This is a genomic window from Kitasatospora sp. NPDC058170 (assembly GCF_042883905.1).
Taxonomy (GTDB): domain Bacteria; phylum Actinomycetota; class Actinomycetes; order Streptomycetales; family Streptomycetaceae; genus Kitasatospora.
In genome coordinates this window covers 190,115-208,050 of record NZ_JBHVUV010000009.1, presented here as the reverse complement: position 1 = coordinate 208,050, position 17,936 = coordinate 190,115, and the positions used below count along the sequence as shown (strand labels likewise).

The following is a 17,936-nucleotide window of genomic DNA, read 5'->3' as shown; positions in this document are numbered from 1 at the left end:
CCACATCCGCCACGCCGGTCGCAATGGACTCCACACAGGACCGTGACCGGACCGCTACCTGCGGCTTTACCGCCTGCCTCCGGGCGGGAGTAGGCTGCGCCGGGGGTTGTGACGCACCCCGGTGAAGAGTTACGGAGGGGCCGAAAACCATGGGTCTGCGCGATGTCGTCGAACGTACGCCGGGGCTGCGCACCCTGCTGGACGGTATGTACGGCCTCTACGGCCGCCGGGTCGAGGTCCACCTCGCCCGCACCCCCCACCACATCGGCGTGATCCTGGACGGCAACCGCCGCTGGGCCAAGGCCACCGGCGGCTCCACCGCGTACGGCCACCAGCGCGGCGCCGACAAGATCAGCGAGTTCCTCGGCTGGTGCGACGAGACGCACGTCAAGGTCGTCACGCTGTGGATGCTCTCCACCGACAACCTCTCCCGCCCGGCCGACGAGCTCGTCCCGTTGCTCGGGATCATCGAGGACGCCGTCACCGGCCTGGCCGCCGCCCGCCGCTGGAAGGTCAACCCGGTCGGCGCGCTGGACCTGCTGCCGCAGCACACCGCCGACGTGCTCAAGCGGGCCGCCGAGGAGACCGCCGGGATCGAGGGGATCACCGTCAACGTCGCCGTCGGCTACGGCGGTCGGCACGAGATCGCCGACGCCGTCCGCTCGCTGCTCCAGGAGCACGCCGGGCGCGGCACCTCGATCGAGGAACTGGCCGAAATCCTCGACGTCGAGCACATCGCCGAGCACCTCTACACCAAGGGCCAGCCGGACCCGGACCTGGTCATCCGCACCTCGGGCGAGCAGCGGCTCTCCGGCTTCCTGCTCTGGCAGAGCGCCCACAGCGAGTTCTACTTCTGCGAGGCGTACTGGCCGGCCTTCCGCAAGGTCGACTTCCTGCGGGCGCTGCGCGCGTACGAGGAGCGGCACCGGCGGATGGGTCTCTGATCCCGGTCGGACGGGACCAGGACCCCAGTAGGGCTGGCCTACCCGGCCGCCGGGCGAGGCCAAACGTTCACCGGCAATGATCCGTCAGTTCTCCGATGACGCGAATGCACCGCCCCTCGCCTGGGAATACTCCACTCAGACCGGCCCCGAGGCCACCGGGGCAGCGGGGGCCGGCTTGCCGCGGATGACGCAGGGTCATCCGCTCTGGAGGCCTAGTGGTCAGTTCCAAGAGCCGCCGGACGCCAGACCGGCGCACGTACGTTCTCGACACCAGTGTGCTCCTGGCGGACCCTCTCGCCATGACCCGCTTCGAGGAGCACGAGGTCGTCCTCCCCGTGGTCGTGGTCACCGAGCTGGAGGCCAAACGCCACCACCCGGAGTTGGGCTACTTCGCCCGCCAGGCGCTGCGCCTGCTCGACGACTACCGGATCCGCTTCGGCCGGCTGGACGAGCCGATCCCGGTCGGCGAGCTCGGCGGGACCATCCGGGTCGAGCTCAACCACTCCGACACCTCGATACTGCCGGCGGGCTACCGGGCCGGGGGCGGCGAGGCGGACACCCGGATCCTCGCGGTGGCCCGCAACCTGCAGGCCGAGGGGTACGACGTCACGGTCGTCTCCAAGGACCTGCCGCTGCGGATCAAGGCCAGCTCGGTGGGCCTGCTCGCCGAGGAGTACCGCGCCGAGCTGGCGATCACCTCCGGGTGGACGGGCATGGCCGAACTGCACGTCGCCGGGGACGACGTGGACGCGCTGTTCGGCGCGGGCCACGACGCCGGGGTGGACATCGAGGGCGCGGCCGAGCTGCCGGTCCACACCGGACTGGTGCTCAGCTCCGAGCGCGGCCGCGCGCTCGGCCGGGTCGCCGGCGACGGCCGGGTGCGGCTGGTGCGCGGGGACCGCGAGGCCTTCGGGCTGCGCGGGCGCAGCGCCGAACAGCGGGTCGCGCTGGACCTGCTGCTCGACCCGGAGGTCGGCATCGTCTCGATGGGCGGGCGGGCCGGCACCGGCAAGTCCGCGCTGGCGCTCTGCGCCGGGCTGGAGGCCGTCCTGGAGCGCCAGCAGCACCGCAAGGTGATGGTGTTCCGGCCGCTGTACGCGGTCGGCGGCCAGGAGCTCGGCTATCTGCCGGGCTCCGAGACGGAGAAGATGAGCCCCTGGGCGCAGGCGGTCTTCGACACCCTCTCCGCCGTCACCACCCCGGCCGTGATCGAGGAGGTCATCTCCCGCGGGATGCTGGAGGTCCTGCCGCTGACCCACATCCGCGGGCGCTCGCTGCATGACGCCTTCGTGATCGTGGACGAGGCGCAGTCGCTGGAGCGCAACGTGCTGCTGACGGTGCTGTCCCGGATCGGGCAGGGCTCGCGGGTGGTGCTCACCCACGACGTGGCGCAGCGGGACAACCTCCGGGTCGGTCGCTACGACGGCGTGGTGGCGGTGGTGGAGAAGCTCAAGGGGCACCCGCTGTTCGCCCACATCACGCTGACGCGTTCGGAGCGTTCGCCGATCGCGGCTCTGGTCACGGAGATGCTGGAGGACATCAACCCGTGAGCGACGACTGATCCGGGCGTTCTGCCCATAGTCGGACAATCCGGTCAACTTTCGGCGCGGGGTCCGCTCCTGACGGAGCGGGCCCTGCGTCCCTTTCATCACATCGAGTGCTTTCTGTCCGGAGAACTCCGGTGCGGTGAATGTGAGATGCGCCACGCAACAGGGAATTGCGTCGACAGTGCCCGGTGCGGCATGGTGAGGGTTCTGTCAGGCCCCGCGTACGGCATGACAGGGCTTCCGCGCAGCGGGATCCCGGCTCGGACGGTCCGCCAACTCCGGTCAGTGGACGCACAATTGAACACCGATGAGCCGTACGCCGCCCGTTCACAACGCCCGGTCGCCCCAACGCGGTCGGACGCCGGGTCAGTACCTCCCGTGACCAGCACCGCACGGAGGGCAGCGCCAAGGGGCATGTTGCGCCCGTACGGTCACGCGTGGGCGATGCTGGAAGGAATCCATGTGACTCGGATCTCGGTCCGGGGAGTTGCTGTGGCCTCCGCCACCGCGGTCACCGCTGTCGGTGCCGTTGTGGGTGTGGCCTCGGGCAGCGAGGGCAAGACGATGCAGACGGTCGATGTCGCCGGCGCGACGCTGCTTGCCGAAGTCCCCTCTGGCGCCCAGGCGCAGACCATCAGTGACAACATCGGCCAGCAGGCTTCCGCGCAGCAGGCCTCGGCCGACGCCGCCGCGAAGGCGGCCGCCGAGCAGAAGGCTGCCGAGGAGGCCGCGCGCCAGAAGGCCGCCGCCGACGCCCAGGCGAAGGCCGATGCCCAGGCGAAGGCCGACGCGGAGAAGGCCGCCAAGGCCGCCGAGGAGAAGCGCAAGGCCGACGAGGCCGCTGCGAACCGCTCCAAGGCCCGCTCGGCGATGGCCGCCACCGACTCCGCCACCACCCAGGCGGCTCCCCCGGTCTCGGTCAGCCCCGGTTCGGTCCAGGCACTCGCCCAGCAGATCGTCGGCAGTGACGCGCAGTTCCAGTGCTTCAGCCAGATCGTGAAGCGCGAGAGCGGCTGGGACTACACCGCGACCAACAAGAGCTCCGGCGCCTACGGCCTCGTCCAGGCGCTGCCCGGTTCCAAGATGTCCTCGGCGGGTGCCGACTGGCGCACCAACCCGGCGACGCAGATCAAGTGGGGCCTGGACTACATGAACAGCCGCTACGGCAGCCCCTGTGGCGCCTGGTCGTTCTGGCAGTCGCACCACTGGTACTAAAGAGACCGGACGGCTTCTTCGTCGACGGCCCCCGACCGCGCCGAGCGGTCGGGGGCCGTCGACGTCCTGCTCGTACGACAGGCGAACCGCGCCGCCCGGGCTGCGCTGACCAGTGCGCCCACGGGCGGTGCGGTCCTGGTGCGGACGCGGGGCGCGGAAGGGGTCCTGGTTGCTTCCGGCGCCGGTCCGCCGACAGATGGCTCCGGTCCTCGTCGGACTCCTCCCCGCTGCCCGACGCCTGAAACCACCCGGTACAGACGGCTTTGACCGGTAATGCCCTGCGGCGGCTCGGTGCATCGAGGTCGTACCGACCCTTAGTCATCCCCGAGATCCCCCGTCCGGGCGGACTCGCGGCGGGTGGGGCGGGTAGCGTCGTCCCCGACGGCCGTGGCGGGACCACGGCGTACCGCCGGGCTCGGCGGCCCAGCGGTGAGCGGTGGTAGTGAGGATGGCGCGGGGCGGGAAGGCCTTCAAGGCCGTGGCCAAGGGCGTGGCCGTGGTGGCGAGCGCGGCCGCCGTGATCGAACGGCGCCGACGGGCCGCGATGGCGGCCGACTTCCACGAGCCCCCGCTGGCCGGTGTCGGGCTGGACGGTCCGGTGGGTCCGCTCCCGGCGCCGCGCGCCGAGGCGCTGCCCGCCGCTCCGGTCGCCACCCCCGTCGCCGCCCCTGGCGCGGTGTCGACCGCGGCGCCCGCGGCCGTGGCCGCGCCGGTCGCGGCCGACGCGCAGGCCGGCGCCGTCGCCCCGGTCACGCACGGTGCGTTCGGCCGGGAGCTGCACCCCGGGCGGCCCGCCACCCCGGCCGAGGCGGTGCCGTGGGGCCTGCGGGTGGCCGCCGAGTCGACCTGGCGGCTGCTGCTGCTGGGCGCCGCGCTCTACGTCGTCTTCATGGTCGTCGACATGCTGCGGCTGGTGGCCTTCGCGGCGCTCGCCTCGGTGCTGATCTCCGCGCTGCTGGAGCCCACCGTGTCCTGGCTGCGCCGGCACGGGGTGCCGCGGTCGCTGGCCGCGGGCGGGGTGTTCATGAGCGGCCTGGCGGGGATCGGGCTGGTCGGCTGGTTCGTGGTCTGGCAGGTGACCACCAACCTGTCGACGGTCACCAGCAAGGTCCAGGCCGGTGTCGACCAGCTGCGGGACTGGCTGATCACCGGACCGCTGCACCTGACCCAGCAGCAGATCACCGACTTCGCCAACCAGATCACCAAGGCGATCAGCACCAACACCGAGCAGATCACCTCGGCCAGCCTCACCGGCGCGCAGATCGCCGTGGAGGTGCTGACGACGGTCCTGCTGGCCTTCTTCACCACCTTCTTCCTGCTCTACGACGGCGAGCGGATCTGGAACTGGGCCCTGCGCGGACTGCCGCGGCACTCCCGGTACGCCATGGCCGGAGCCGGTCCGAAGGCCTGGGCGACGCTCACCGCGTACGTCCGCGGCACCGTCTGCGTGGCCTTCATCGACGCGGTCTGCATCGGCGTCGGCATCCAGATGCTGGGTGTCCCGATGGCACTGCCGCTCGCGGTGATCATCTTCCTGGGCGCCTTCGTCCCGCTGGTCGGCGCGCTCGTCACCGGCACCGTCGCGGTGCTGATCGCCCTGGTCACCGAGGGGCCGTTCACCGCGCTGATGGTGCTGGTGGTGCTGATCGCCGTCCAGCAGATCGAGGGCCACATCCTCCAGCCGCTGATCCTCGGCCGCGCCGTCCGGGTCCACCCGCTGGGCGTGGTGCTCGGCGTCGCCGCCGGCGGCATCATCGGCGGCATCGGCGGTGCGATCGTCGCCGTCCCCCTGATCGCCGTCACCAACACCGTGGTCACCCACCTGCGCCGCCGCAACGAGGCGGGCCAGGCCGTCTTCACCGCCCTCGAAGCCGCCCGCGAAGCCGCCGAACGCACCGCCGCCACCCCGCCCCCGGCGCCCCCCGCTCCGGCCCAGGCCCCGGCCACGTCGGCACCCGCCCCGGCCGGGCAGGCCTAGGGTCCGTCTTCAAACTCCCGCCTGCTTGGCGACGCCCGGGCACGCACCTCGCCGCGTTGTCGTCAGTCGCCAATGCTCCGCAGTGGCTCCCTCCTCCGCCTTGCGATGCACGCACCCGAACGCCGCCAAGCCCGCCCTGCGGGCGAACGACGGGAGTTTGAAGACGGACCCTAGGGCTTGTCCGACAGGCGCTAGAGGGCGAACAGGAAGGGCATGGCCAGGCAGCCCAGGAGGGCGGCCTGGCCGGTCAGGGCTGCTCTGACCGGGCGGGCCCAGTGGCGGGCGGGGGTCAGGGCCAGGGCGGACCAGCCGAGCAGGGTGCCGAGGGCCGGTCCGGCCAGCGGGGGGAGGACGGCGGACAGGGCGGCGCCGTCCCGGCCGAAGTCCGTGGCCAGGGAGGCGATCGCCACCCAGCCGGCCACCACGATGGCGGCCAGCCCCCAGCCGATCGTCGCGAGGGTCGGCCAGGCCGAGCCCGGTGGTGGACGGTGCAGGTCGGGCATGGCGGTTCCCCCCGGAGTCGATCTTCCTTGGGCTCGGACGCCCGGATTGCCCGGCGCGGTTCCGAACACGCGAGGGCCCCGCCGGACGGGGTGTCCGGCGGGGCCCTGCGAGGTGTCGCGTCGGGTCAGGCGTCGACGGTGGCCAGGACGGCCTCCGAGTCGAGCACGCCCGCCACGGCCTGGAGAACGGCGGCGATCTTGATCGAGGTCTGGATGACCTCGCGGGCGACGCCGGCCTTGTTCAGCACGTTCTCGTGCGAGTCGAGGCACTGGCCGCAGCCGTTGATGGCGGAGACCGCGAAGCACCAGAGCTCGAAGTCGATCTTCTCGACGCCCGGAGTGCCGATGATGTTCATCCGCAGACCGGCCCGCATCCCGCTGTACTCCTTGTCGGAGAGCAGGTGGGTGGTCCGGTAGTAGACGTTGTTCATCCCCATGATCGCGGCCGCGCCCTTGGCGGCGGTGTACGCCTCCGGGGACAGGTTGGCCTTGGCCTCGGGCTCCAGCGCGCGCAGGACGGCGGCGCTGCGGGTGGCCATCGCGCAGGAGAGCACGGTGCCCCAGAGCTGCTGGGCGGGGAGGTCGGAGTTGCCGATGACCGCGCTCAGGTTGAGCTTGAGGTCCTTGGCGTAGTCCGGGAGGGCGGACTTCAGGTCGTCGAGGGCCATGGGTCAGCCCGCCAGCAGGGCCTGGGCGTCGAGGGTGTCCTCGCCCTTGGTCCAGTTGCACGGGCACAGCTCGTCGGTCTGCAGGGCGTCCAGCACCCGCAGGACCTCCTTGGGGTTACGGCCGACGGAGCCGGCGGTCACCATGACGAACTGGACCTCGTTGTTCGGGTCCACGATGAACACCGCGCGCTGGGCGGTGCCGTCGGCGCCCTCGACGCCGCACGCGCGCATCAGGTCGTGCTTGACGTCGGCCAGCATCGGGAAGGGCAGGTCGCCCAGGTCCTTGTGGTCCTTGCGCCAGGCGTGGTGCACGAACTCGGAGTCGCCCGAGACACCGAGGATCTGGGCGTCGCGGTCGGCGAACTCCTCGTTCAGCTTGCCGAACGCGGCGATCTCGGTCGGACAGACGAAGGTGAAGTCCATCGGCCAGAAGAAGACGACCGACCAGCCCTTCTGGTCCTCGGAGGAGTAGTCCTTGAACTCCAGCTTGTCAGCGGAAGGCCCCTCGACGCCCTTGAGGTTGTAGGCGGGGAACTGGTCACCGATCGTGAGCACGTTCGCTTCTCCTGAAGTGAGATGAGGGGAGGTTTGTCCGGATTGCGGTACGAGTTCCACGATTCCACATCGTGGACTGATCAGGGAAATAGCTACACTCGATGTGTCTGATCGGAGAGAGTTATCAATACCCCTCAGCGCCCGTCCCGGCCCCAGCCCCGCAGGGGCGCCCCGCGCAAACCCGAACCCGGTGTGGCGAGTCCCACAGCCCGCGGCCCCCGTGCGCCGACGGTCGCCCAGCTCAGGGCGTTCGTCGCGGTGGCCGAACACCGGCACTTCCGGGAGGCCGCCGCCGCCACCGGGACGAGCCAGCCCGCGCTCTCGGGCGCGGTCGCGGCCCTGGAGGAGTCCCTGGGCGCGCAGCTGGTCGAGCGTACGACGCGCAAGGTGATTGTCACCCCACTGGGGGAGCGCGTGGTCGAGCACGCGCGCCGGGTGCTCGGCTCGCTCCAGGCGCTCACCGAGGAGGTCGAGGCCGCCCGCCGACCGTTCACCGGCCCGCTGCACCTGGGCGTCATCCCGACCGTTGCGCCGTACCTGCTGCCGAACGTGCTGCGGCTGGTCCGCGGCCGCTACCCCGATCTGGAGCTGCACGTCCACGAGGAGCGCACGCCCTCGCTGCTGGAGGGGCTGGCGGCCGGGCGGCTGGACGTGCTGCTGCTCGCCCTGCCGGCCGGCGGGACCTCGTCGACCCGGGACATCCCGCTGTTCGACGAGGACTTCGTCCTGGTCACCCCGCCCGGGCACGCGCTGGCCGGGCGGATCGACGTCCCGCGGGACGTGCTGCTCGACCTGGACGTGCTGCTGCTGGAGGAGGGCCACTGCCTGCGCGACCAGGCGCTCGACATCTGCCGGGAGGTCGGCTCCGACCAGTCCGGCTCCACCACCCGGGCGGCCGGGCTCTCCACCCTCGTCCAGCTGGTGGCCGGCGGCCTCGGGGTCACCCTGCTGCCCGCCACCGCCCTGGACGTCGAGGCCGGCCGCACCGACCGGCTGGCCGCCGTCCGCTTCGCCGCGCCCGCGCCCGGGCGCCGGATCGGCCTCGCCACCCGGCCGGGCTCGGCCCGCAGCGCGGAGTACGACCGCTTCGCCGCCTCGCTGAGGGAGGTGCTGGCGGAGCTGCCGGTCCGGATCGTCCAGTGATCCCGGCGGCTCAGGGGGCCGAGACGCAGAGGCCGACCGTCGTGGCGACCAGCAGGTCCAGGGCGCGCAGCGCCTCCGCGTCGGCCTGCTCGTCGGCCGGGCCGAGCACCAGGTAGCGGCCGCACAGGCCGTCGAAGCCCGCCAGGAACTGCACGGCGACATCGCGCGCGGGCACCGCCAGCGCCTGGCCGTGCGCGTCGGCGAGCGCGCTGAGCATGCCCGCCGCGATCTGCTCGGTCTCGTCCTGGAGGCCGCGGATGACCTCCCGCAGCTCCGGATCGCGCAGCGCCAGCGTCTCGACCTCGGACAGCAGGATGCACCGCCCCGGCTCGGAGACGGTGCTGGTCCACAGTGCGTGCACCAGGGTCCGCACCTGCTCCCCGAACGGCCCGTCGCCCGGGGAGGCGGCGCGCACCTGGCCGATGAAGTCGGCCATCAGCTGCTCCACCACCGCCCGGTAGAGGTCCTTCTTGGTGCCGAAGGTGTAGTGCACCGTCGCCTGTGCCACCCCCAGCTCGGCCGCGATGGCCCGGGTGCTGCCGGCGGCGACGCCCTCGCGGGTCATCAGGTCGATCGCGGCCCGGATCAGTTGCGGGCGTCTTTCGGAGGCGGGGACATGAGCCATTGGGCCAGGGTAGCGCTCCGATCATGCAACCAGGTCGGACGAATCTGTCGGCTGCCCCTGTCGGTCGACTTTGTCACCTGAACAAGTTATGCGTACGGTGGGTCCCGACCCGCTCGGGCACTCGCCTGCCCGACCGACCTGACCGAAGGCTCACTCATGGCCACGTACCTGTACCGCCTAGGCCGCTACTGCTACCGCCGCAGGCGCGCCGTGCTCGCCGTCTGGATCGCCGTGCTGATCGCCGTCGGCGGCGCCGCCGGGGCGTTCGCGGGCAAGACCAGCGACGAGTTCAAGGTGCCCGGCACCGAGGCGCAGACCACGCTGGACCGCATCAAGGACACCTTCCCGGCGCAGGGCCACGGCTCCGGCCAGGTCGTCTTCGCCGCCGGATCGCCCGGCGGGATCGCCGCACCCGAGGCCCGCCGGGCCGTCGAGGAGGCGGTCGCCCGGATCGCCGCGGCCCCCGGCGTCGCGGCCGCGCCCGACCCGTACGCCACCGGAGCGCTCTCGCCGGACGGCCGGGCCGCGATCGGCCTGGTCTCCTTCGACCGCAAGCTCGGCGACATCACCGAGGAACAGCGCGACGCGGTGAAGGCCGCCGCCGAACCGGCCCGCGCCGCCGGGCTGACGGTCGCCTTCGGGGGCGACGCGTACAACCGGATGGCCCAGGTCGAGGGCGGCGAGGCGGTCGGTCTCGCGGTGGCCGGCGTGGTCCTGGTGGTCACCCTCGGCTCGCTGGTCGCGGCCGGGCTGCCGCTGCTCACCGCCTTCGTGGGGGTGGGCGTGGCGATGGCCGCGCTGCTGGCCCTCTCCGGCTCGTTCGAGATCATCACCACCGCGCCGGTGCTGGCGCTGATGGTCGGCCTGGCGGTCGGCATCGACTACGCCCTGTTCATCGTCTCCCGGCACCGCCGCCACCTCGCCGAGGGCCTGGAGCCGGACGAGGCCGCCGCCCGGGCCAACGCGACGGCCGGTAGCGCGGTGGTCTTCGCCGGTCTGACGGTGGTGGTCGCGCTCGCCGGGCTGGCCGTCGCCGACGTGCCGTTCCTGACCGTGATGGGCCTGGCCGCCTCCGGCGCGGTGGTGGTGGCGGTGCTCGTCGCGATCACCCTGCTGCCCGCGCTGCTCGGCTTCGCCGGGCGGTCCATCGACCGGCTGCCGGTCCGCCGCCGCGCGCCGAAGGCACCCCGGGGCGGGCCGCTGGGCGAGCGCTGGGCCCGGTTCGTGGTGCGCCGCCCGCTGCCCGTGCTGCTCGCCGGGCTGGCCGCGCTGATCACCCTCGCGGTGCCCGCCGCCAGCCTCGACCTCGGCCTGCCGGGCGGTGGTTCACAGGCGGCCGGCACCGACGCCCGCAAGGCCTACGACCTGGTCGGCGAGAGCTTCGGTCCGGGCTTCAACGCCCCGCTGGTGGTCGTCGTGGACGCCGCCGGCGCACCGCGGCCCGAGCAGGCGGTGCAGGGTGTGGCCGAGCGGCTGGGCACGCTGGAGGGGGTCCGGACGCTGCTGCCCCCGACCGTCGACGCGTCCGGCCGGACGGCCCTGCTGACGGTCATCCCGGAGACCGGGCCCGACCACGCCGACACCAAGGCGCTGGTCTCCGACATCCGCGGCCAGCGCGACGCGCTGGTGGCCGAGACCGGCGCGCGGATCGACGTCACCGGCACCACGGCCGCCAACATCGACGTCTCCACCAAGCTCGGGCAGGCCCTGCCGCCCTTCCTGCTGGTGATCGCCGGCATCGCGATGGTGCTGCTGGCGCTGGCCTTCCGCTCGGTCCTGGTGCCGCTCAAGGCGGTGGCCGGCTTCCTGCTCAGCATCACGGCCTCGCTGGGCGCGGTGGTCGCGGTCTACCAGTGGGGCTGGCTGGACGGTGTGATCGACGTGCCGAAGGTCGGCCCGGTGGTGAGCTTCGTGCCGATCCTGCTGATCGGGGTGCTGTTCGGGCTGGCGATGGACTACGAGCTGTTCCTGGTCTCCGGGATGAAGGAGCAGCACGTGCACGGCATGGCCCCCCGGGACGCGGTGGTCGCCGGGGTCCAGGGCGGCGCCCGGGTGGTCACGGCGGCGGCGCTGATCATGGTGGCGGTCTTCGGCAGCTTCGTCTTCGGCCACGACCCGATCGTCCAGCCGATCGGCTTCGCCCTCGCGGTGGGCGTGCTGGTGGACGCCTTCGTGGTGCGGATGGCCCTGGTGCCCGCGGCGATGGCGCTGTTCGGCCGGGCGGCCTGGTGGTTCCCGAAGAGCCTGGAGAAGGTCGTGCCGAGGGTCGACATGGAGGGCGAGCAGCTGATGGCCCGACTGGCGGCCGAGGCCACCGGCCCGGCCGAGGCCAGGGTGGCGGAGCGGGTCTGAGCCGTCCGACGCGAGGTGCCCGGCGGTCCGCACGGACCGTCGGGCACCTGTGCGCGCGGTCCGTGGCGGGCTCCTGCGACAGGCATCAGGCTCCCCGGACAGGGCTCCCAGGGCAGGGCTTTCAGGGCAGGGCTCCCAGGGCAGGGCGCCTAGGGCAGGCGCTGCTCGAACCAGACGACCTTGCCCGCCCCCAGCCGGGTGGAGCCCCAGCGCTCGGCGCACCTGGCCACTATCTGCAGCCCGCGGCCCCGCTCGTCCTCCGGTCCGGCGCGCTGCGGCCGGGGCAGCAGCGGGCTGTCGTCCCCGACCTCGCAGCGCAGCCGGGTGGTGCGCACCAGGCTGAGGGTGACCGGCCGGGTGGCGTGCTGGACGGCGTTGGTCACCAGCTCGCTGACCATCAGCTCGGTGGCCTCGCTGAGCTCTTCGAGCCCCCAGCGGCGCAGGGTGTGCGCGGCCAGCCGGCGGGCCCGCCCCGGGGTCTCGTTGCGCGGCTGGAGGTACCAGTGCGCGACGTCGCCCGCCGGGATGCCGTCGAAGCAGGCGGCGAGCAGCGCGATGTCGTCGCCCCGGTCGCCCGGCGGCAGGATCCGCAGCGCGTCCTGGCAGAGGTGCTCGGGGGAGTGCCGGTGGGCGTTGGCGAGCCGGGCGCGCAGCAGTTCCAGGCCGTCGCTGAGCGGGCGGCTGCGGGTCTCCACCAGGCCGTCGGTGAAGAGCAGCAGCGCCGAGCCGGGCGGTGCGGGCAGCTCGACGGAGGTGAAGTCGACGCCGCCGACCCCGATCGGTGCCCCGGACTCCAGCTCCAGCAGCTCCGCCGTCCCGTCCGGCCGGACGAGCACGGGCGGGACGTGTCCGGCGTTGGCGAGCACGACCCGGTTGGCGATCGGGTCGTAGACCGCGAACACGCAGGTGGCCAGGTGCTGTTCGCGGCCGAGCCGCTGGGCCTGCTCGTCGAGGTGGTACAGCACCTCGTGCGGTGGCAGGTCGAGCGCGGCCAGGGTCTGCGCGCTGGTGCGGAGCTGGCCCATGATGGCGGCCGAGGTGAGCGAGTGGCCCATCACGTCGCCGACGATCAGCGCCACCCGGTTGCCGGGCAGCGGGACGGCGTCGTACCAGTCGCCGCCGACCTGGGCGCCGCGCTCGCCGGGCAGGTACCGCTGGGCGAGCCGGACGCCGTGCGGCTGGGGCAGGCGCAGCGGCAGCATGCTGCGCTGGAGTTCGTTCGCTATCTCCCACTCGCGGGCGTACCGCAGGGCGGTGTCGACGGCGAGGCCGGCCTGGGTGGCGAGGTGGGTGGCGGTGGCGGTGTCGGTGGCGTCGAAGCCGGGGCGGCCGGTCTTCTCCGGCGGGCGGCGGATCAGCACCAGCAGGCCGAGGACGGCCTTGCGCCCGCGCAGCGGGAGGGCCAGGACGGAGGCGCCCGTGCCGAGCCGGGCCAGCCCGCGGGCGCCGTACAGCTCGCGCAGCAGCGTGGCGGTCCGCTCGTCGCCGGGGGTGCCGAGCACGACGGGTTCGACGGGGCGACGGCTGAGCAGGGCGTGCGCGAGCGCGCCGCCGCGGGTGACGGGGGTGGCGGGCCCGGTGTCGGCGGAGGAGCGCGAGCCGTACCGGGTGCCGTAGCGGGAGCTGCGGTGGTCGTCCCCGGTGCTGGGCCGGCCGCGGCGGCCGAGCCGGGTGCCGTGGCTGTGGTGGATGCGCAGCTCGTCGGGGAACCCGGGCTCGCGCTCGACGTTGGGCAGCGGGTCGCGCAGGTGGACGACGGCGGCGTCGGCCAGGGTGGGGACGAGCACCCGGCCGATGTTGCGCAGTGTCGCGGCGAGGTCGAGCGCGCTGTTGATCCGCCGGGTCGCGGAGTCGAGGTAGGCGAGCCGTTCGGCGACCCGGTCGTCGTCCTGGGGCGGCGGACGGCGCTGACTCGGGACGGCAGGCGGCTGCCCGGCCTGTGGTTTGAGCTGGTCGCGCACGGCTGCCTGTCCTGGGGAGTGGTGTGGGGTGCTGGCTTTTCCTTGGTGGGCCGGGTTCAGCCGACGCGTCGACAGCACAGGAACAGTTGCTCCTCCGGCGGCAGCGAGGTACTGGCCGGTGCGTAGGGGTGCCCCGACTGTTCCTCGACGGCGAACCCGGACTCCACCAGTACCCGTTCGAGATCCTCCCGCAGATAGCCGCTGATCCGCAGCTCCCGGCCGAGGAACGGCAGCGGGACGTGGTCCAGGTCCGCCTCGACCATGCCGAGCGCCAGCAGCCCGCCGGGGCGCAGCAGCTCGCGGATCCGGGTGAGGACGGTGGGGATCTCCTCCTGGGGGAGCAGGATCAGGGAGAAGAAGGCGGTGACGGCGGCGAACCCGCCGCGGCCGCGCGGTCCGAGGGCGGGGACGTTCCAGGCGTGGTCGGCGCGCTCGGTGGCGAGGTCGTACATGTCGATGCGGTGGAGGACGGGGGCGTGCGCGCCCGGGTGGTCGGCCTGTCGTGCCAGTGCGAGCATGACGTCCGAGAGGTCTATACCGGTGACCCGAAGCCCGCCGGCGGTCAGCTGCCGGACGGTCGGCTCGCCGGTACCGCAGCCGACGTCCAGGACGGCGGCGCCCGGTTCGAGCTCGGCCAGCAGCCGGCGCCCGCAGGCGAGCTGGCCGCTCTTGGCGGGGAAGGCCTCGCCGTAGTCCGCGCCGATGGTGTCGAAGGCGACCGCCTGCAGGGCGCGCTCGGCCCTACGGCGCAGTACGTCGTCCTGGCCGTCCCCCGCGTCCTCGCCGACGGGGAACGGGTCGGATATCTGTCCGGTCGTCACGATTGAGAGGCACCTTTCCACCCTGGCCTCCGGTCGGCTGTACGGGGCTTGGGCCGCCCCGCCCTCCCGGCGCCCGTGCTGCCCCGCCGGCCCGCTGCCGGTGGCGGTACGTCACGCTCCCCGCGTCACACTGACTGCACTCTGACACACTGCACAGGGACACTCTGCACTGTCGGAGCGCCGCCGCGCTGCCGTTTCCGGGATGCTTCCCCGGACAGGTCGGTCGACCTGCCCGGTTGGACGACCCGGTGCTGCACTCGTGTGTGTACTGGCATCTGAGAATAAGCGTGATCACTGCGCCATGGGGTCCGTTTCCGGCCAACTCGCGCCGGTTGGCGTGCGGCGGCCCCTCTCGCGGAAGCACGGGGTGCGGGCCGGGGTGGTGCGGACGGGGTGCGCGCGCCGCACGGCGCGCCGGAGCGGCCCGTCCGACCTGCGGTTTTCCGCTTCTCCGGGCCGACAATCCGACGTTTATCGAACGTCAATTGCCGCAGTGCACAGTGGAGTCCAGCGCCGGGGAAGCGTTGAGGGCGCTCCCGCAGCCGGGGGGCTGCGGGAGCGCCGAACGCTTCAGGGGGGAGCCTCCCGTCGGGGGACGGAGGCTCACGGCGCGGGGGGAGGGACGGGCTCGGTGTGCTGCCGGGAGATGAGGTCCGCCACGGGGGAGGCCTCTGGCACACCGAGCCGGGTGAAGATCGCGTGGGCCTCCCGCAGACACGCCAGCCCGCGGGCCGGCTGCGCCAGGCCGAGCAGCGCCTCGCCCAGCGCGGCGTTGGCGAGGCCCTGGCAGTACGCGCCGTCGATCTCCTGGGCGATCACCAGCGACTCGCCCGCCGCCTCGGCCGCTTCGGCGGTCCGGTCGCTCGCCAGCAGGCTCACCGACAGCCGCGCCAGGGCGTAGCCCTCGCGGAGCCGGCTCTGCTGCGACTGGTAGAGCGCGTGTGCCTCGCGCAGGTGCGCGACCGCCTCGCCGGGCGAGCCGGTCGACGAGAGCACCACGCCGAGCTGGTAGAGCGTGTCCGCCAGACAGGGGTCGTTCGCCGAGCGCCGCGCGGTGGCCACCGCCTCCTCCACCGAGCGCACCGCCTCCGCGCTCCGGCCGACGTCCAACTGCGCCCGGGCGATGTTGCCGAGCAGCCGGGCCTCGCCGATCGCGGCGCCGACCACCCTGCTGATGCCGAGTGCCTGCTCGAAGAACGGGAGGGCCTCGGCACCCCGGTTGGCCAGGCTCAGGATGATGCCCAGGGTGTTGGCCACCATCGAGCGCAGCACGGTGACGTCGTCGGGGTTCTGGAAGGACAGGCTGGTGCGCAGCGAGCGCTCGGCGCTCTGGAAGTTGTTGGTGAAGTACTCCAGGGTGCCCAGCGCGAAGTGGACCCGGGCGAGCGCCTGGGTGTCCCCGTGCGACTGGGCGTTGGTGTCGGCGATCTCCAGCAGTCGGCGGGCGCGCGAGGCGTGGGTCGGGTCCTCGACGATGCTGTTGAGCGCGATCAGCAGGTCCAGCGCGGGGCGCAGCAGCGCGGACGGGCCGTCCAGCGCGGCCTCCACGGTGCTCAGCAGCATGCCGACCTCGGCCCGGAGCCACTGCTGGGCGTCGGTGCCGCTGGGCATGGCGAGGCCGGGGCCGGTCATGCCGTCCAGCGGCTCGGGCAGCTGGTCGTCCGGCTCGATGAGCCGGGCGGCGTTGCGCATGGTCGGCAACAGGTGCTGCAGCAGGCGCAGCACGGCCTGCTGCTGCTGTGCCGTGTCGGCGACCTTCTCGTTCTGCCGCTGGGCGTAGAGCCGCAGCAGGTCGTGGTAGCGGTAGCGCCCCGGGGTGAAGCACTCCAGCATGTTCGCCTCGACCAGGGACTCCGCCAGGTGCTCGGCCCGCTGCTCGTCCTCCCCGAGGACCGCCACCACCGCGTCGAGCGGCAGGTCGGGCGAGTCCACCAGGGAGAGCAGCCGGAAGGCGCGGGCCTCGTCGGGCCGCAGCTGCGCGTAGCCGAGCCCGATGGTGGTCTCCACGGCCAGGTTGCCCAGCTGCAGCTCGTCGAGCCGCCGCCGTTGGTCGGCTAACCGACGGGCCAGGTCGGAGACGCTCCACCGGGGCCGGCTGGCGAGCCGCGCCGCGGCGATCCGGACCGCGAGCGGGAGGAAGCCGCAGGCGCTGACGACGGAGAGGGCGGCCTCGGGCTCCGCGGAGACCCGCTGCCCGCCGACGATCGCGGAGAACAGCGCGAGGGCCTCCGCAGGGGTCAGCTCCTCGACGTCCACCAGGTGGGCACCGGGGATCCCGGCGAGCCGGGAGCGGCTGGTGGCCAGGACGGCGCAGCCCGAGACCCCGGGGATGAGCGGCCGCAACTGCTCGGCGTCCTGGGCGTTGTCGAGCAGGATGAGCATCCGGCGGTTCGCCAGCAGGGACCGGTACAGCGCGGCCCGCTGATCGAGCGAGTCCGGGACCTCGGCGGTGCCGAGGGCGTGCAGGAAGTCGCCCAGGACGACGGCGGGGTCGGCCGGGGAGGCGCCCGCCCCGCGCAGGTCGACGTACAGCTGCCCGTCCGGGAAGTCGGACCGGACGCTGTGGGCCACGTGGACGGCGAGGGTCGTCTTGCCCACGCCGCCGATGCCCGCCAGCGAGGTCACCACGACCGCCTGGCCGGTGGCGCTCTGCAGGACCGCCCGCAGGTCGGACACCAGCTCGGTGCGGCCGCTGAAGTCCGACACGTCGGCCGGGAGCTGCGCCGGGGCCGGGGTGCCGGCGGGGGCCTCCTCGCGCGCGCCGGGGTTCGCCGGCCGGGCCGGGGGCGGCGGGGTCAGCGAGGGGTCGCCGGCCAGGATCCTGGCGTGCATGGTGGAGAGCCCGGTACCCGGTTCGACGCCCAGTTCGTCGATCAGCAGCTTCCGGGTGTCGGTGTAGACGCCGAGCGCCTCCGCCTGTCGGCCGCAGCGGTAGAGGGCGAGCATCAGCAGCTCGCGCAGCCGCTCGCGCAGCGGGTGCTCCGCGGTGAGCGAGCTCAGCTCGGCGACCACCTCGGTGTGCAGGCCGATCTCCAGCGCTGCCGCGCAGCACTCCTCCCAGACCGACACGTGGCGCTCGGCCAGCCGCAGCCGCTGGCTCTCGGCGTACGGTCCGGGCACGCCGGCCAGGGCCCGCCCGCTCCACAGCCCCAGGGCGGAGACCAGCAGCCGGTGCGCCTCGAACAAATCCCCGTTCGCCCGGGCGGTGGAGGCCTCGGAAAGGGCGGCCTCGAAGACCGACAGGTCCAATGCGCCCGAGGAGATCCGCAGGGCGTATCCATCGCTCACGGAGACGAGGATCTCGGCCGGTGCGCGGACCTCGCGATGCGGCTCGATGACCGTGCGCAGGCGGGAAACGTAAGTACGCAATGCGGCAATGGCCTGCGGTGGGGGCCGTTCCCCCCAGATGCCGTCGACGAGATCCTGCGTGGTGACCGGGCGTCCCTGCTGAAGCAGCAGGGACGTCAGGACGGCCTGCTGCTGCGGGGACCCGAGCGACAGGGACTGCTGGCCGCGCCACGCCTGCATCGGACCGAGCACCTGGAAGCGCAGCGCGTTGGTGTGCGGCGTTTCCTGAGGCTCCATGAATTCCCCCGATGACCTGTGGCGGTGCCCTGCACGTGC

Annotated in this window: 13 protein-coding genes; 6 read left to right on the top strand and 7 right to left on the bottom strand. The window is 73.1% G+C overall.

What is annotated here, in order from left to right; all coding sequences use genetic code 11:
* The first annotated feature begins 149 nt into the window (after positions 1 to 149).
* The 4 genes from ACFVVX_RS12935 to ACFVVX_RS12920 all read left to right on the top strand — a co-directional run bounded on the left by ACFVVX_RS12935 (position 150) and on the right by ACFVVX_RS12920 (position 5,684).
* On the top strand, positions 150 to 944 hold the full coding sequence (locus tag ACFVVX_RS12935; protein ID WP_209417189.1) for an isoprenyl transferase: 795 nt from the start codon (positions 150 to 152) through the stop codon (positions 942 to 944).
* A gap of 215 nt (positions 945 to 1,159) precedes the next feature.
* A complete protein-coding gene (locus ACFVVX_RS12930) occupies positions 1,160 to 2,494 on the top strand; it encodes a PhoH family protein (protein ID WP_387944564.1) in 1,335 nt (444 codons plus the stop codon).
* 459 nt (positions 2,495 to 2,953) lie between these two features.
* On the top strand, positions 2,954 to 3,706 hold the full coding sequence (locus tag ACFVVX_RS12925; protein WP_387944562.1) for a transglycosylase SLT domain-containing protein: 753 nt from the start codon (positions 2,954 to 2,956) through the stop codon (positions 3,704 to 3,706).
* 448 nt (positions 3,707 to 4,154) lie between these two features.
* On the top strand, positions 4,155 to 5,684 hold the full coding sequence (locus ACFVVX_RS12920; protein WP_387944560.1) for an AI-2E family transporter: 1,530 nt from the start codon (positions 4,155 to 4,157) through the stop codon (positions 5,682 to 5,684).
* Positions 5,685 to 5,875: 191 nt separating this feature from the next.
* Here the strand turns inward: ACFVVX_RS12920 and ACFVVX_RS12915 are convergent, their stop codons facing one another.
* The 3 genes from ACFVVX_RS12915 to ACFVVX_RS12905 all read right to left on the bottom strand — a co-directional run bounded on the left by ACFVVX_RS12915 (position 5,876) and on the right by ACFVVX_RS12905 (position 7,410).
* Entirely contained in the window at positions 5,876 to 6,187 is a 312-nt protein-coding gene (locus tag ACFVVX_RS12915) for a hypothetical protein (protein ID WP_387944558.1), read from the bottom strand.
* Between the two features lie 125 nt (positions 6,188 to 6,312).
* The gene (locus ACFVVX_RS12910) at positions 6,313 to 6,855 is read right to left on the bottom strand and encodes an alkyl hydroperoxide reductase (RefSeq protein ID WP_387944556.1); all 543 of its coding nucleotides are present in this window, start codon (positions 6,853 to 6,855) and stop codon (positions 6,313 to 6,315) included.
* A 3-nt stretch (positions 6,856 to 6,858) separates the two neighbouring features.
* Positions 6,859 to 7,410 (bottom strand): peroxiredoxin, encoded by a 552-nt coding sequence (locus ACFVVX_RS12905; RefSeq protein WP_387944554.1) that lies wholly within the window; start codon positions 7,408 to 7,410, stop codon positions 6,859 to 6,861.
* Between the two features lie 192 nt (positions 7,411 to 7,602).
* Between ACFVVX_RS12905 and ACFVVX_RS12900 the strand changes: the two genes are divergently transcribed.
* Positions 7,603 to 8,553 carry a LysR substrate-binding domain-containing protein gene (locus ACFVVX_RS12900; protein ID WP_387944552.1) on the top strand — a complete coding sequence of 317 codons (951 nt, stop codon included), beginning with the start codon at positions 7,603 to 7,605 and terminating at the stop codon, positions 8,551 to 8,553.
* A 10-nt stretch (positions 8,554 to 8,563) separates the two neighbouring features.
* Here ACFVVX_RS12900 and ACFVVX_RS12895 read toward each other — a convergent pair whose 3' ends face one another.
* Positions 8,564 to 9,178, bottom strand: a complete 615-nt coding sequence (locus ACFVVX_RS12895; RefSeq protein WP_387944550.1) for a TetR/AcrR family transcriptional regulator — start codon at positions 9,176 to 9,178, stop codon at positions 8,564 to 8,566.
* 156 nt (positions 9,179 to 9,334) lie between these two features.
* Between ACFVVX_RS12895 and ACFVVX_RS12890 the strand changes: the two genes are divergently transcribed.
* Positions 9,335 to 11,530, top strand: a complete 2,196-nt coding sequence (locus ACFVVX_RS12890) for an MMPL family transporter (RefSeq protein ID WP_387944548.1) — start codon at positions 9,335 to 9,337, stop codon at positions 11,528 to 11,530.
* Positions 11,531 to 11,679: 149 nt separating this feature from the next.
* Here ACFVVX_RS12890 and ACFVVX_RS12885 read toward each other — a convergent pair whose 3' ends face one another.
* From ACFVVX_RS12885 to ACFVVX_RS12875, 3 genes are all read right to left on the bottom strand, one after another.
* Positions 11,680 to 13,491 carry a SpoIIE family protein phosphatase gene (locus ACFVVX_RS12885; RefSeq protein WP_387944546.1) on the bottom strand — a complete coding sequence of 604 codons (1,812 nt, stop codon included), beginning with the start codon at positions 13,489 to 13,491 and terminating at the stop codon, positions 11,680 to 11,682.
* Between the two features lie 56 nt (positions 13,492 to 13,547).
* Positions 13,548 to 14,243, bottom strand: coding sequence for a class I SAM-dependent methyltransferase (locus ACFVVX_RS12880; protein WP_387944654.1), 696 nt, complete (start codon positions 14,241 to 14,243; stop codon positions 13,548 to 13,550).
* A gap of 672 nt (positions 14,244 to 14,915) precedes the next feature.
* Positions 14,916 to 17,897 carry a BTAD domain-containing putative transcriptional regulator gene (locus ACFVVX_RS12875; RefSeq protein WP_387944544.1) on the bottom strand — a complete coding sequence of 994 codons (2,982 nt, stop codon included), beginning with the start codon at positions 17,895 to 17,897 and terminating at the stop codon, positions 14,916 to 14,918.
* Between the last annotated feature and the right edge of the window lie 39 nt (positions 17,898 to 17,936).

Coding starts and splice junctions, on each gene's coding strand:
- ACFVVX_RS12890 (WP_387944548.1), top strand. CDS start 9,335: ATGGCCACGTACCTGTACCGCCTAGGCCGCTACTGCTACCGCCGCAGG.
- ACFVVX_RS12875 (WP_387944544.1), bottom strand. CDS start 17,897: ATGGAGCCTCAGGAAACGCCGCACACCAACGCGCTGCGCTTCCAGGTG.
- ACFVVX_RS12895 (WP_387944550.1), bottom strand. CDS start 9,178: ATGGCTCATGTCCCCGCCTCCGAAAGACGCCCGCAACTGATCCGGGCC.
- ACFVVX_RS12910 (WP_387944556.1), bottom strand. CDS start 6,855: ATGGCCCTCGACGACCTGAAGTCCGCCCTCCCGGACTACGCCAAGGAC.
- ACFVVX_RS12935 (WP_209417189.1), top strand. CDS start 150: ATGGGTCTGCGCGATGTCGTCGAACGTACGCCGGGGCTGCGCACCCTG.
- ACFVVX_RS12920 (WP_387944560.1), top strand. CDS start 4,155: ATGGCGCGGGGCGGGAAGGCCTTCAAGGCCGTGGCCAAGGGCGTGGCC.
- ACFVVX_RS12915 (WP_387944558.1), bottom strand. CDS start 6,187: ATGCCCGACCTGCACCGTCCACCACCGGGCTCGGCCTGGCCGACCCTC.